Origin of the sequence: Parafilimonas terrae (assembly GCF_900115755.1) — a bacterium.
GTDB classification, from domain to species: Bacteria; Bacteroidota; Bacteroidia; order Chitinophagales; family Chitinophagaceae; genus Parafilimonas; species Parafilimonas terrae.
Genome location: NZ_FOXQ01000008.1, coordinates 82,419 through 98,109, shown reverse-complemented (window position 1 = coordinate 98,109; position 15,691 = coordinate 82,419). Strand labels below are relative to the sequence as shown.

General features: G+C 39.5%; 10 protein-coding genes. 7 read left to right on the top strand and 3 right to left on the bottom strand.

All coding sequences use genetic code 11. The annotated features are described in order from the left end of the window. Positions 1-25: 25 nt before the first annotated feature. From BM015_RS13760 to BM015_RS13730, 7 genes are all read left to right on the top strand, one after another. Positions 26-1,288 (top strand): NupC/NupG family nucleoside CNT transporter, encoded by a 1,263-nt coding sequence (locus BM015_RS13760; RefSeq protein ID WP_090659441.1) that lies wholly within the window; start codon positions 26-28, stop codon positions 1,286-1,288. Positions 1,289-1,441: 153 nt separating this feature from the next. After that, the gene (locus BM015_RS13755; protein WP_090659438.1) at positions 1,442-1,909 is read left to right on the top strand and encodes a methylglyoxal synthase; all 468 of its coding nucleotides are present in this window, start codon (positions 1,442-1,444) and stop codon (positions 1,907-1,909) included. Between the two features lie 22 nt (positions 1,910-1,931). Next, complete coding sequence (locus BM015_RS13750) at positions 1,932-3,092, top strand: MFS transporter (protein ID WP_090659435.1); 1,161 nt, start codon at positions 1,932-1,934, stop codon at positions 3,090-3,092. Positions 3,093-3,181: 89 nt separating this feature from the next. Further along, entirely contained in the window at positions 3,182-3,976 is a 795-nt protein-coding gene (gene cysQ / locus BM015_RS13745; RefSeq protein ID WP_090659432.1) for a 3'(2'),5'-bisphosphate nucleotidase CysQ, read from the top strand. A 21-nt stretch (positions 3,977-3,997) separates the two neighbouring features. Continuing rightward, positions 3,998-4,942: a sulfotransferase domain-containing protein gene (locus BM015_RS13740; RefSeq protein ID WP_090659429.1), complete on the top strand. Its 945-nt coding sequence runs from the start codon at positions 3,998-4,000 to the stop codon at positions 4,940-4,942. An 11-nt stretch (positions 4,943-4,953) separates the two neighbouring features. Beyond that, positions 4,954-6,060: a glycosyltransferase family 4 protein gene (locus BM015_RS13735; RefSeq protein WP_090659426.1), complete on the top strand. Its 1,107-nt coding sequence runs from the start codon at positions 4,954-4,956 to the stop codon at positions 6,058-6,060. 271 nt (positions 6,061-6,331) lie between these two features. Beyond that, a complete protein-coding gene (locus BM015_RS13730) occupies positions 6,332-7,657 on the top strand; it encodes a UDP-glucose dehydrogenase family protein (protein ID WP_090659422.1) in 1,326 nt (441 codons plus the stop codon). A gap of 74 nt (positions 7,658-7,731) precedes the next feature. On the opposite strand, the gene BM015_RS13725 is transcribed toward BM015_RS13730, so the two are convergent. The 3 genes from BM015_RS13725 to BM015_RS13715 form a co-directional block, all read right to left on the bottom strand. Then, the gene (locus tag BM015_RS13725; RefSeq protein WP_090659419.1) at positions 7,732-8,181 is read right to left on the bottom strand and encodes a single-stranded DNA-binding protein; all 450 of its coding nucleotides are present in this window, start codon (positions 8,179-8,181) and stop codon (positions 7,732-7,734) included. Between the two features lie 135 nt (positions 8,182-8,316). Next, on the bottom strand, positions 8,317-10,707 hold the full coding sequence (locus tag BM015_RS13720) for an alpha-ketoacid dehydrogenase subunit alpha/beta (protein ID WP_090659416.1): 2,391 nt from the start codon (positions 10,705-10,707) through the stop codon (positions 8,317-8,319). Between the two features lie 51 nt (positions 10,708-10,758). After that, positions 10,759-15,639, bottom strand: a complete 4,881-nt coding sequence (locus BM015_RS13715) for a translocation/assembly module TamB domain-containing protein (RefSeq protein WP_143075867.1) — start codon at positions 15,637-15,639, stop codon at positions 10,759-10,761. Positions 15,640-15,691: the final 52 nt, after the last annotated feature.

Sequence of the window (15,691 nt, the reverse complement as noted above, 5' to 3'; positions counted from 1 at the left end):
ATTTGAGCGCTTAAACCGCAACTTAATGCAACGACTACAGGGCCTTGCTGGCATTGTACTAATTCTTGGTTTAGCATACCTCGTATCAAATAATAAAAAGAAGATTAATTACAGGCTTGTATTAAGTGGTGTCGCTTTGCAGGTAACTATCGCTATATTGGTATTCAAGGTTCCTTTTATTGGCAACTTTTTCCAATGGCTCGGTCACGGTATGGGCAGGCTCGAAACATTTGCAAGGCAGGGTGCATCATTTGTTTATTCCGGTATAAACGTAACCCAGCCCGATGGCAGCGCCGCCGATTATCTTAAAGGCGGTTTTGTATTTGCCTTTAATGTTACGGCAACTATTATATTGGTTTGCGCAATCGTGGCAGTGTTATATCATTTTAATATTATGCAGCACATAGTATCGCTTATTGCGCGGGCTATGAATTATGTAATGCGGGTGAGCGGTGCTGAAGCCCTTAGCAATGTAGCCAGCGCTTTTGTGGGCCAGGTGGAAGCACAGGTAATGATCCGCCCATATTTAAAAGGCATGACAAAAAGTGAACTGCTGGCAAGCATGAGCGGCAGCCTTGCCTGTATTGCCGGCGGCATATTAGTGGTATATGCAAATATGGGCGCACAGGCCGGGCTTGACCTCGCACCTAAACTTATAACAGCCAGTTTAATGGCGGCGCCTGGCGCACTGGTGATTTCAAAAATCGTTTTTCCCGAAACGGAAGAAAGCGAGACTTACGGGCGTGTAAAACTGGAAGTACACAGCACTTACACAAATGTGATCGACGCCATTTCTCATGGTGCAGCAGATGGCTTTAAAATTGCCATGAATGTTATAGCCATGCTGATTGGCTTTATTGCCGTTGTCGCTTTATTGGATTACATATTGGTACATATAGGCCATTTGTTTAATAAAGATTTTGACCTTACGCTGAATTATATTTTCGGCAAGGTATTTTATCCTTTTGCATGGAGCATGGGCGTACCGGCTCAGGATGTAAACAATGCCGCCACACTTTTAGGCCAGAAATTAACCATTAATGAATTTGTAGCTTTTCAAAACCTTACTAATAAATCGGTTCCCATATTAACAGATAAAGGCTTGCTTATTATTAGCATTGCCATTTGTGGATTTGCCAATTTTAGCAGCGTGGGCATGCAAATTGGCGGTATAGGTGCGCTGGCGCCTGAAAGAAGAAGCGATTTAGCCAAATTAGGATTAAAAGCATTGTTCTGCGGCACTTTGGCATCTTACTTGTCGGCCACTATTGCAGGAATCTTAATGTAACCTATTAACTTTCAATTACTAAACTTATTTAACAGGTTACTTTTTTCCATTTCCGGTATTAATGTGTACAAAATACACCGTACGATTGATTGCATCAGTTTCCTTGAGATTGATGCTTTCTTTTTATAGGGACAAATAAAAACAAGAACAATTATGAACAAGATAAAACATATCGCAATTATTGCATCACCCGATAATAAAACAGATCTTATTGAATGGTCTTATTTTAATAAAGATGCACTTGCAAAACATGAAATATTAGCATCAGGAAATACGGCAAATATTCTCGAAGGCACGCTAAATAAAAAAGTAAATGTTTCAGAATCAGGAAAGCCGGGCGAGTATTCTGCTTTGCGTAATCTTATAGAAGAAAATAAAATTGACGCTTTAATAATGTTTAATGACGCTGAGGAAATCATGCATAACAGGAGTTTATATGGCATTCTGGAAACGGCAATTAAAAACAACATCATCATTGCAACAAACAGAACAACCGCTGATTTTGTCATTAATTCAAAATTGATTGATAATGAATACAAAGTCAGCACAGATGAAAAAAAAATAGCCAATAAAAATACTTTTACAGTGGCTAAAACTTACCCGCTGGCAAAAGCAAGCTGAACATCTATATAAAGACTTTTCCATGAATATTACACTTTCGGCAAACAGCCGGGTACACAGAATAGCAATAAGCGTATTCTTTTTTATAGCCGGGCTTGTGAGCGCAAGCTGGGCAAGCCGGATACCGGATGTAAAAATGAGCCTTCAATTAAGCGAAGCGGCTTTGGGAGGCGTTCTTTTTGCTGTTCCGGCCGGCCAAATTGTTGGCCTTCCATTATCAGGCTGGCTTATTTCAAAATTTGGCAGCAGGCAATTATTGATTTCTGTATCAATATTCTTTCCCCTCACTTTGGTCATGCTTTCGCTGGCAGCATCAACCTGGCAACTGGTTGGCATACTATTCTTTTTTGGTTTCTGGGGAAACCTTTTTAATATTTCGATGAACACACAGGCCGTGGCAATAGAGTCCCTATATGGAAGGTCAATCATGGCTTCATTTCATGGCCTCTGGAGCCTTGCCGGGTTTACAGGCGCTGCTTTGGGTAACTTTTTCGTATCAGGAAAAATATCCCCGCTTATACATTTTTCAATCATTGCCATTTTAGTCTCGCTGCTGGTTTCATTTTTTTACAAATACACTTTGCCGCAGCATAATACAACAACAGAAGAAAAGCAGGCGCTTTTTGTAAAACCCGATAAACGCATATTGCTGTTAGGTTTTATTGGTTTCTGCTGTATGATTTGCGAAGGCTGTATGGCCGACTGGAGCGGTATTTATTTTCATGAGGTTATTCATTCACCTGTAAAATATATAACGCTCGGCTATGTTGCATTTATGGCTACTATGGCAACGGGCAGGTTTATTGGCGACAAGCTTATTACAAAGTTCGGCGTTGAAAAAATACTGCAGTTAAGCGGTGCTTTTATCGCTTCCGGCTTTGCTTTGGTTATTTTATTTCCGGCTTTGCAAATAGCTATAACTGGCTGTTTGCTGGTAGGCTTCGGTGTTTCCTGCGTGGTGCCGCTTGTATATGCAGTGGCTGGAAAACTAAAAGGTATATCGCCCCAGTTTGCACTCGCAGCCGTTTCCACCATTAGTTTCCTTGGCTTTTTAATAGGCCCGCCGGTAATTGGTTTTATTGCACAGGCATCAAATTTAAGATGGTCGTTTGCCGTGGTTGCAATACTTGGCTTTTGCACTACTTTATTAGCCGGTAAAATAAAAAAGGTAATTGATTTTTAATTATTTCAGAGGCGGCCCGGGCCGCCTCAATTGTTTATTAAACATTCCTGCATTATCTTTCGCCCATAACAAAAAATTCCTCATCCAATATGAATGATTTACTGAAAGTCTCTATTGAAGCCGCAATTAATGCCGGCAAAAAAATCCTTGAAGTTTATGAAAACGAGTTTGAAGTAGAAACCAAGACCGACAACTCACCGCTAACCGAAGCTGATAAAAGAAGCCACCATGCAATTAAAGACGCTTTGGCCCCGCTTAATATTGATTTGTTAAGTGAAGAAGGTAAGCTCCTCTCCTATGAAGAAAGAAAAAACTGGAAAAAATTCTGGCTGATAGATCCGCTTGACGGCACAAAAGAATTTATTAAACGCAATGGAGAGTTCACTGTAAATATAGCGCTTGTTGAAAACGGTTACCCGGTTGCAGGCGTTGTGCATGTGCCGGTTACAGGCAAAACCTATTATGGCTCTGCAGAAGCCGGCAGTTTTGCATTTACTTACGATCCCAATTCTTCTGCATCTATAGAAGATTATATAAATAACGCTTCAAAACTTCCGGATGCCCAGGCTCCGGCAGTTTATACAGTAGTAGCCAGCCGCAGTCATAATACGCCCGAAACAGAAAGTTTTATTGAAGAAAGAAGAAAACAACATGGCGAAGTTGAAAGTATCAGTTCAGGCAGTTCCATTAAACTGTGTTTAGTGGCAGAAGGCAAAGCTAATGTGTATCCGCGCCTTGCACCAACTATGGAATGGGATACTGCTGCGGGCCATGCAGTTGCCAAGTTTGCAGGTTGCAATGTTTACAATTATGAAACCGGCAAAGAACTGGAGTATAACAAAGAAAACCTCCTGAACCCCTGGTTTGTGGTTGAACGCAATTAATCAGTAACAAACAACTGTTGCATGAGTGAAAAACAGGCGCCATTTCCTAACGCTTTTTTGATAGGTGTACAAAAGGCCGGCACTACAACTTTAAATGACTGGATCAGCCAACATCCACAGGTGTATTGCTATAATTCTTTAAAAGACATACCGCTTTTTGTAAAATTCCCGGAGCCTGATAGACTTAATAAACGTTTATTGCTCGAAACACCTGCATATCAAAACGAGCCTGTTGTTTTTCACGCTGCGGTAAACTATATTTTCTATCCATCACTTTTGCAGCAGATTGCCGCAAAGCAACCTGCTGCAAAACTTTTACTCATATTACGCAATCCCGTGGCAAGGGCTGTTTCTTCTTATTTTTATTTCAGGAAGATGATGCGCGAAACAAGGGATATAGAAACAGCACTCGCCTATCAACCCAAAAAAGATTTTGAAATAACAAGGGACAACAACGATTTTACTTATATAGAACATGGGTTTTATTATGAACAGGTAAAAAATTGCCTTCAATATTTTTCAAAAGAACAATTATTGGTGCTGGATTATGATGAGTTGAAAAATAATCCGGAAAATCTTTTACAGGAAGTTTTTCATTTTTTAAATATTGATGAGACCTTTAAGCCCGATCTCACTGCAAAAAATATTACCGGTGAGTTAAAAAGTAAATATTTACAACAAAGGCTTATAAAGAAAAGCGGCTTTCGTAAATGGATTGTTGACAAGCTGATTGATCCATGGCTGCCGGTTAATAAAAGAAAATTGCTGAAGAACAAAATGTTTGAGATGAATACATCAAAAACAGCCAGGCAACCTGCTGACGTTTTTGTTGAAGAAGAAACACTTAAAAAAATAAGGGAAAGACTAACTGAATTTTATTTGCACGACACTACAAAACTTGACGAATTACTTAATACCAACTTTTTTTCAAAATGGTTTGCGCATAACACAATACCTAAAGAATAACCAGGCTGCTTATGTATAAAATAGTTCAAATGGTGCCTGCATTAGGCTGGGGCGGAGCGCAGGTTTTTTGCATTCAGTTGTGTAACGAGTTTGCAAAAAAAGAGGGTTATGAAGTTACATTAATTTCCATGTATCATCACGATCCCCAAAAGCACCTCCCGCTTTCCATGCTCGATGAGAAAGTAAAGTTCATCACACTCGGCAAAAAATCAGGTATTGATCCTTCCATGTTTTTAAAGATTTATAAAACGCTCAAAAACATCAGGCCCGATGTGGTGCATACCCATTTGCATGCAGGCTATTATTGCTTTTATACTTACCTGCGTTTAAAATATCCATATAAGAAAATTCACACGTTACATAACCTGGCAAAGCAGGACGCTCCACCGCATGGCCGTAAAATGTTTAAGTATTTTTTCAAGAAAAATATTATTGAAGCGGTAACCATATCTGAAGAGGTACATAAAAGTGCACTTGAAGAATATGGTACATATATTAAAACACTTATTCCAAACGGCTCGGATGAAGTAAAGCCTACCGCAGCATTACAGAAAACAACCGAAAAAATAAACAGTTTAAAAAAAGACAGCCGCACAAAGGTTTTACTGAATGTGGCGAGAATAACAAAGCAAAAGAATCAGAAACTTTTGCTTGATGTAATGCGCAACCTTACCGGCGAAAATGTTATTGCTGTTATTTTAGGTGATTATGTTGCCGATGATAAAACCATTTATGATGAGCTTATCACCAATAAACCTTCCAATGTTTACTTTTTAGGTAAAGTTGCTAACGTAAGTGATTACTATCTGAATGCCGATGCATTTGTACTTACTTCAATTTTTGAAGGCCTGCCGATAAGCTTGTTAGAAGCATTATCTGCAGGTGTTATACCTGTCTGTACACCGGTAGGTGGCATTATTAATATTGTAACAAAAGATATTGGTTTTTTGAGTGATGATGTGAGCGAAGCATCATTTCTGCAGGCATTGAAGAATTATCTTCATTCAAATGAAACAATTATTGAAACTTTAAAAAGCAACGAAAAGCAATTATATAATAAAGAATATAGTATGCAAAGCTGCGCTGATAAGTATAATGCGCTGTATCATTCGGCATAAATGCATTCATTACTCATTATCGTTTTTAAGAAAAAGCATGGCAGGGTTTGAGTTTTTAATAAAAATTAAATTTCTTTGCACCTCATTTTGAAGAGCTGAGGAAATATTTTTGGCTTATCTTATTTAAATTTTAATAAAGATTTACTCGCTTACTTGCAATTAAATCTATGAAGCCTCGTAATTACCGGATCTTTACCCCAACGTATGCTATTAATCGTTATTATTAAAAATAAAACGTTATTTAAGAACCAAAATTTTAAACACTGTTAATATGAAAATAGTTGTAGTAGGCACAGGATATGTTGGACTTGTAACCGGCGCATGCCTTGCAGAAGTGGGTACCGAAGTTATTTGCATAGATGTGAACAAAGAAAAAATTGCCAATCTTCAAAAAGGCATCCTGCCTATTTATGAACCCGGCCTTGATGTGATTGTAGAAAGAAATTATAAAAAAGGCAGGCTGCGCTTCAGTACGAATATTGAAGAAGCTATTAAAGGCGCACAAATTGCATTTATTGCAGTAGGTACGCCGCCGGGTGAAGATGGCAGTGCTGATCTTAAATATGTATTGCAGGTTGCAGACCAGGTGGGTACTTATATGGATGGTTATTTAATTGTTGTAACAAAAAGCACTGTACCTGTTGGCACGGCATCCAAAGTAAAGAAAACCATAAAAGCCGCTCTTGAAAAACGTAATGCTGCGCTTGAATTTGATGTGGCATCCAACCCGGAGTTTTTAAAAGAAGGCGCTGCTGTTGATGACTTTTTAAAGCCAGACCGCATTGTTATTGGCGTTGAAAATGAAAAGGCAAAATCATTGCTTCGCCAGTTATATGAACCTTTCGTATTAAATGGCCATCCTGTTTTATTCATGGATATTCCATCAGCAGAAATGACGAAATATGCCGCTAATGCAATGCTGGCAACGAAAATTTCTTTTATGAATGAGATTGCCAACCTGTGCGAACGTGTTGGTGCAAACGTAAATGAAGTGCGCAATGGCATTGGTTCAGACCCGCGCATTGGCAACCGCTTTATTTATCCCGGTATCGGTTATGGCGGTTCCTGTTTTCCAAAAGATGTAAAAGCACTAATACGCACAGCCCGTGAATATGAATATAACATGCGCATCCTTCAATCGGTGGAAGATGTAAATGATGATCAGAAGAAAGTAATGTTTGAAAAAATTAAAAAGCATTACAATGGAGATATTGCCGGTAAAACATTTTGTATTTGGGGGCTTTCATTCAAACCTCAAACAGACGATATGCGTGAAGCGCCTTCGCTTGTTTTAATAGATGCTTTGCACGAAGCAGGTGCTAAAGTGCAGGCCTATGATCCGGTTGCCATGAATGAAGCAGAGCATTTGTTACATGGCAAAGCTTCTTTAAAGAAAGACGAAACAGCCGCAGCTGAAAATGCAGATGCGATTATCCTGGTAACGGAATGGCCCGAATTCCGCCTGCCGGATTGGGATTCAATTATAAAGAAAATGAAAGGCAGGGTTATGTTTGACGGCCGTAATATTTATAACAACGAAGAAATGAAAAGGCTCGGCTTTATTTATCATGGAATCGGGAAGGAGACTAAGGATTAGGCCACTCAATTAAATAAGTTATACAAATAAAAAGAGGCGGATAATCCCGCCTCTTTTTTTATTCGTTTCTTTTATTAAAATGGAAGGTCATCACCGGCATTGCTCATATCATCATTACTGCCCTGCGCTGTATTATTTGCATAACTGCTGCCGTTTGATGTTTGATAGGATCTTTCCTGCGGCTGGCCTCCCGCATTTAATCCATCAGCACGTGAACCAAGCAGTTGAACGCTTTGTACACGCAGGCTTAGCGAAGCGCCGCTTTTTCCATCATTTGTTTGATAGGTACGCACTTCAGGCGTTCCTTCTGCATACACCTGCGTTCCTTTTTTTAAGTAAGGTGCAATACCTGTACGGTCAGTCCAGTAAGCGCATTCAACCCAGGTTGTTTTTTCCCTTTGTGCCCCGGTGCTATCCTTAAATTTTTCTGTATGTGCAACATTGAAATTTATAACGTTTTTTCCATTTACCGTGTTTACTATGCAGTCTTTGCCAAGATTGCCAATTACCATTAATTTGATCATAGCATTATTTTTTTAGTACTGTGAATGTAAGGGAATTAAAATAAATTTTCAGATTAAAAAAATAAGATTTGCGGCCAAAATTTAGCACCTGCAAGTGCTGGAATATTTTTATAAAAAATATTTACAGCAGATAGTTTATTCTGCCATTAAAGCAATAACAGCTTCATAAATCTCTTCTGCATTTGGTTTACTGAAATAATCGCCGTCACTGCCATAGGAAGGCCTGTGTTCCTTTCCTGTTAAGGTTTTGGGAGCAGCATCCAGATAGCGGTAACCTTGCTGCTCTTCCATTATTTTATTAAACATAAAAGCAGCAGCGCCGCCGGGCACGTCTTCGTCAATAAAAATAATACGGTTTGTTTTTTTAAGGGATTCAACAATTAAATGTTCTGTATCAAAAGGCAGTAAAGTTTGCACATCAATCACCTCGCAGCTTATATTTTCTTTTTCAAGTTTTGCGGCTGCATCCATAATAATGCGCAGCACGGAACCATAAGAAACAATAGTTACATCATCTCCTTCTTTTAATATTTCAGGAACGCCCATTGGCACCCTGAAATCAAGCAGGTTTACAGGAAGTTTTTCTTTTAAGCGATAACCATTTAAGCTTTCCACTACAATTGCCGGATCGTTGCTTTGCAATAAAGTGTTATACATGCCTGCCGCCTGCGTCATATTGCGCGGCACACAAACATACATTCCGCGAAGGGAATTAATGATCATGCCCATTGGCGAACCGCTGTGCCAGATGCCTTCCAGCCTGTGCCCGCGTGTGCGCACGATAAGCGGGCAGCTCATTAAACCATTCGTTCTGTAGTGCAGCGAGGCCACATCATCTGTAAGCGGTTCCAATCCATACACCAAATAATCGAGATACTGTATTTCTGCTATTGGCCGCAAGCCCCTTAAGGCAAGCCCTATGCCCTGCCCAATTATAGTTAGCTCCCTGATGCCTGTATCAAAAACCCTGTCATCACCATACTTTAACTGCAATCCTGCAAATGCCTGGTTTACATCACCAATTAATCCAACATCTTCGCCAAATGCAACCACACGCGGATCATGGCTTAACAACTGGTCGAAATATTTATTCAATACTTCATAGCCATTTGCAATGGTTGGTTTATTGCCATATTCAGGTTTAACTTCTTTTACTTTTACAGCGCTTTTTACGCCTTCATTATACAAGTAACGATTATAAAGAGATTTGTTTAAATCTTTTAGCTCGTTATAGTAATCAAGCAAATTGCTGTGGCCTGGATAATTTTTTGTAATAAGTACAGCGGCTGCAACAGCTTTCATCACATCTTTACGCAAAGGCTCTGTATTTTGCTGCAGCTGTTTTATTAACGCCTGCAACTCTCCATGCCTGTCTATATCGTTTACCGTAACTGCCTGGATTAATTCAATTGCCTTTGCCGCCTGTTCTTTTATTGGCTGAATATATTCTTTCCATGCATTGTTACGGCTTTGCAACACTTTCTTTTTTGCTTCAATTTCAATCTCAAACAATTCTTCGCTTGTTGCAATATTGTTTTCAATAATCCATTCGCGCATTTTCTTTACACAATCCCAATCCCTCTCCCATTGCAAACGCTCAGGTGTTTTATACCTCTCATGGCTGCCTGATGTAGAATGGCCCTGGGGCTGCGTTAATTCTTCCACATGAAAAACTGCAGGTATATGTGTTTCTCTTATTTTATTAATGCCATTTTCAAATATTTCGCACAAGCCCGCATAGTCCCAGCCTTTTACAGTATAAATATCAATACCGTTTGTATCCGGCCTTTTCTGCAGGCCTTTCAATGCTGCTGAAATGGAGCCCTTGGTAGTTTGATTTTCTTTTGAAACAGAAATGCCATATCCATCATCCCAAACAAATATGGCCAATGGTATTTGCATAACGCCGGCTGCATTTACGGCTTCCCAAAAATGCCCTTCCGAGGTGGAAGCATCGCCTATGGTGCAAAAACAAATTTCATTACCATTATTGGAAAGGTTTGTGAACGGTTTTAATGTTTTACTGTTGCGGAATAATTTAGAGGCAAGTGCAAGGCCCACACTACGCGGCATTTGCGCGGCTGTTGGCGCCATATCTGCCGCCACATTTTTTTGTGCTGCAAGGTTTATCCATTCACCATTTTCATCTGTATTGGCTGTTGCATAATGGCTCACCATTTGCCTGCCGGCGCTAAAGGGATCGTGTTCTTTGTTTGGATCAGCATACATCTGTGCAAAGAATTGCTGAATGGTGCCAATGCCTGAAGCAAACATCCAGGTTTGATCGCGGTAATATCCTGAACGAAAATCACCGGGCTGAAAAAATTTAGACAGCGCCACCTGCGCCACTTCTTTTCCATCCCCAAAAATGCCAAACTTGGCTTTACCGGTTAATACTTCTTTACGGCCAAACAAACTTGTTTCGCGGCTTTCAATAACAATGCGGTAATCTTCGAGCACAGCATTGCGAAAGCCTTCATACGAAAGCATGTCTTCCGGTAGGGTATTTGCGGCAAAGTTGTCCATGCGGCAAATGTAAGTATTATGATTTTAACGTCTTACGCCAGGTTGCACCGTTCATTTCTGGCGTTTTTGCCTGCGCAGTGCTGTATCTGCGGTTGATGGTGCTATAAAGAAACTGTCGTTATAGTTTTTACCAAAAAGTTTATCAAAATCCCTTGTATAGGAAATGCTGATACCCTGTCTTGTAACGCGGCCGATTGTACCTGTATTGGTAGCGCCAAGGCTGCTGTGGTTAAAAATAATGGCCCGCAGTTTTCTATCCCTGGAAAGAATAATCTGAACTGAAATATCCGGCAGCCATTGTAAATTATTATTGGTTGCAGTAGCCGCTGCTGCGCCGCTTACATTAAAATCGAGATCGCCGCCAAATGTTATTATAAGCTTGTTATTTAAAAGGCTTTTATTCAGTTTTAATTCAACCGCAGTTCTGTCTAATGTATTGCCCGATGAAGAAGCGCCATTGATACTATAGCTGCTGTAAGTTTTAGCGCCTACATCAAAATGCAAAGTACGGTCGCCGGTAAGGTTATATAACAAGTCGGAGATTTTGCTGTTTAATACGCTGGCAACCTTCTGCGAAATCGTATTATAGGCTGTTGACTGCACAAAGGTTTGGCTGCCTGAAATTTCTCCATAAGGCGAGAAAGAATCAAACACAATAAGCCAGGTAACCTGTTTCAGCATTTCGTTTTCATCGCTTTCCATTTTGGCAAGCAGCCTGTTGAAATTATCATTGGAACGTATGGCGCTGCCTTCGGGAAAATCAAGCCTGAATTTAATTTGCGGCTGCGTAAGCCTTCCAACCAGCTCGGCGATCACATATACATCTCCCCTGTAACCCGATATGCTTTGATCAAGCAGGAAACCTGAGTTATTTACGAGATCGCTTACGGATACATTCTTTGCCGCATATCTTGCTGTAATATTTATTGTAGCGTTGTAAGGGTCGCCGTTCCATTCTATATGGCTGTTTTGATCGGGCAATAATTCAAATGGCTTTTTTACCAGAGACTGAAAATTGAAGTTATAATTTCCCTGCTCAATATTATAACGCCCATTCATTGACACATCGCCTGTTGCAGGCACTTTAATAAGCATTCTGCCATTGCCGGTAGCCTCAATAATATCGCCGGTTAACTCATCCAGTATCACAGACATGGTTACTTTATTGTTGGCAGTAAGATCAAGATTTATATTAAGATTGGTTATTGCCGTTGTATCGGTTTTTGGCTGCTCTCCATATTGTTTAAAGATGATGAAATCAGCATCGGCGCTTTTCTTACTCGTATTGGTTTGGATAAATACATGTGAGGCTTCAGTGGGTTCGCCGGAGATTGACATCTGCATATTTTCCTGCGGGCCACTCAATATTAAATTTGCTTTACCTATAACATTGCCATAAAACAAGGCATTATCTTTTGCCTTTGTATCAAGCAGCAACAGGTTATCTGTTGACATATTAAATGCATAGCGGTTATTTTTAAAAGCCGTTTCATTCAATACACCAGTTACTTTACCGGTGTTTCCAAATTTGTCTTTAATAATGAAGCTTCCAAAGTCAAGCCTGTCATCATAAAACACAAAATCTGCGGAAGGAATAAAATAACGCACCTGCGTATATTTTACCGTAAGCGCACCACTGTCAAGATGTGCATTACCTGTTAAATGCAGGTCTTTAAAACTGCCGTTAAGATGTATAGTGCCTGTTGCAAGCCCGGTAATATCATCGAATATGGTTCCGAGGAAACTGTTAAGTATCCCAATCTTTGCATGATCGAGATGCATGGTAGTGGCAAGCGGTTTATTGGTTGAGTCTTTCAGGTTGTAAAAACCATCGCTGTTCAATACAAAATTTTCATTGTTTGATTTTATGCTGAATATAATTTTCCCAATATCAGCATTATACTTTGTTGAAAGATCAACAAGCCCTATTGAATCATTGTTCAGCCTGAATTGTGTTAAGTGTATTTGGCCGTCGGCAATAAGTTTGGTGTAAATATCCCTGAAAAAAATATTGCCGTTTGCAATGCCTTCTATTAATGGATTTGTAACAAACAACGGCATGATATCGCCAATATCAACATCTTTCAGTTTCACTGCAAGTGCATTGGAAGTGCCTGTTTCATCGGGCACAGATTCAATGGAAATTTCCTGGAAACCCTGTGTGAATTTCATATTCTTCGCAGAAGAGAAATCCCTTTTAATTACTACTTCGCCCTGGTTTTGAAGATTCCATTTTTTATTATTCAATACAAAACTTGAAGGATGGAATGTAATGCTTACACCTTCAGGCAAAGTGCGCACATCTGCATCTAACTGCGCATCATTTAGCGTTGTATTGGCGCTCGTGGTTATAAGCACGTGTGATAAATCGTTGGCAGAACTGATCGACATTTTCGTATTTGGAAAATACATACTGTCGCTCACATAGAACCTTCCAATATTACCTGTAAGCAATAAACTGTCTTCATCGCCATCACCCGTAAACTTCGCATCTTCCAGCAACAGGTTTTTATACCCGGCAACCGGAACGTTTATATCAAAATTAAAATGCTTGCCATTGACGGTGGTGATGCTGCCGGTTAACAGTGCATCATTAAAACCTGAAAAATTAGAATCGAGTATTTTGGCATAGCTTTCAAAATCGCCGGTGTGCACTGAAACATTAAAATTCTGGTTGCTCAATTCCGTTTTTGGAGGGCTGATGAGGGAAGGATAATAGCGGTTAAGGATAGCCTGGAAGTTTTGCGGCAATTGCAATATTTTATATTGCCCTTCCACTGAAGCTACCAGTTCGCGGCTTTCGAGCTTCAGCACTTTTACATTATTTGAATCAAGCGCAGTAGATAAAGTTATTGAATCAAGGTATAACTGCTGATCGTTATGCTTAACCGATGCATTGAGTATTTTAGCGAATCCAAGAAAGTCATCAATATTATGGCCCTGGAAGTTCATATCAAACAACCCTGTAACCACAATGCTGTCTTTAGTAAAATTCAAAGCGTGCAGATTGGCATTTACAAGGTCGCCCAAAATATTAAATGAAGGCGCTTCCCCGTTCAGGTCAATTGCTATATTACTGGTGAAGTTGAAGTTGGTATCAGCAGCAATAAACTCTCCCTGGAAATTGCGTTGTTTTATTTCACCATTAAAACTCAGGTTTTGATACGCATACTCTTTAAAAGTAAGCATGCTGAAATCACCATTAAGCTGTGTTGATATTTTAGACAGGTTAAAACTTCTGCCTGAAATATTGCCCTTGAAAGTAACATTACCAAGATCAGCCACAGACAAAAACTTGCCCAGGTTAAATTGCCTCGTTTCAATAGCGCCTTTATAATATGGTTCTGCCTTTTGGGGAAAAGACAAAGACAGGTCTGTATAAATGCCGCCTAAAGCGCTGGCAAGCGTGCCCTTTGCTTTAAACTCGTTTAAGGTACCTGCAAAATTGCCAACAAACCTTACGTTGCCGAGTGCAGCGAGGTCAGGCGATTTGATAGTGGCAATATCAGGCAAAATAAAAGCAATGTCTTTGCTGTTGGTTTGCGCATTAGCGCCATTTAATGTAATGTTTATCTTACCGGGGCTTGTAGTGTTTTGTATGGCAAGGTCGCCCGATACATAGGTGTTATTACCATTCTTTGCGAAAAGATTTTTTACAGTAAAATCATTTACGGTACCATTAAACGTGCCGCCCAGTGTAAACAACTGGTTCCATTTGGAAAGCGCCGGTGCAAAGAAAGCAATATCGTCTGAGTAAACCTGGCTGCTTTTTATATTGGCCGCCATAACAACTTTGTTTGTATAGTCGGCCATGTCTTTATTAAAATCTTTATACTTCATTACAAAATAATTTGTAATGGTGCTTCTGTTTGTTTTTAAAAGCAGTTTTGAAAACTCCATTTTCTGCGGCGTTAATTTGTATTGCGCCTGTAGTTTTCTTACGCGCAAGCCGCTTCTTTCAGCAGCATTTATGTCAATGCTGGCCGTAATGGTGTCTTTAAGAAAATTAAGGTTTTTAATGGTTCCGTTAATCTTACTTACCATCAGCTTTCTTCCGTTAAAAAAACCTTCATGCGTTATTTCGTTACGCCATCCTGTGCCAAAAAAACAATCTGTAATATTTAAAGTTGATACACGTACACGCAAATTGCCCGGATTAAAATACATGCGCCCCGAATCCCTTACCGTTACTTTCCTTGGTGTTTTATCAATGCCGTCGAAATTTTCAATGTTGTAAGATGTTTTATCCATATCAATTGAATTGATAAGAATAAGGTTTTTGGAAATATCTATGTTATCGGCATCAATCAACAGGCTGCCTGTTTTTAAAATTGTTTTTTGTCCGCGCCACAAATCATTCTTTACATACACCACATTTTTTAAATCAAGCTTTTGTATTTTAAGTACGATGTTCTTGCTTTGCTTTTGTGCTTTATCAGGCGAAGAAAAATGATCGATGAGAAACTGGTAATTCCAGGTAGAATCGTTTCTCTGCTGGTTAATAACTGCATCTTCAATGCCGATATATTTCAGTTCAATATTCTTCTTAATAAAAAACCAGTCTGTAATACGCAGTTTTAAAGCGCCGGCTTTTAACAGCGTGTCTTTATGCTGATCGAGAATAAACGTATTGTTGAGGTTCATTTTATCGAACAAAGAAAAATTCACCTCTCCTATCTTCACCGTTGTTTTTAAATCGGCAGATAGTTTGGCAGCAACTTTACCGGCAATATAATTTTGAACAGGCGATAACTGAATCAGCAGCCACATCAATAACAAGAGAGCAAAAAGGCCAGTTATAAAACGAAGAAATGTTTTTGGCCATAACAATAAAAATGCTATCAGCACATAAACTATAATCAGCAATAACAGGTTTGGCCAGATATACATCCATGCAACTACTGCAATGCCTAAACCCAACAATATTTTCACGATATTTTTAACCAAGCCAATGTGTTATGCGGGTAAAGATAAAATGAAGATT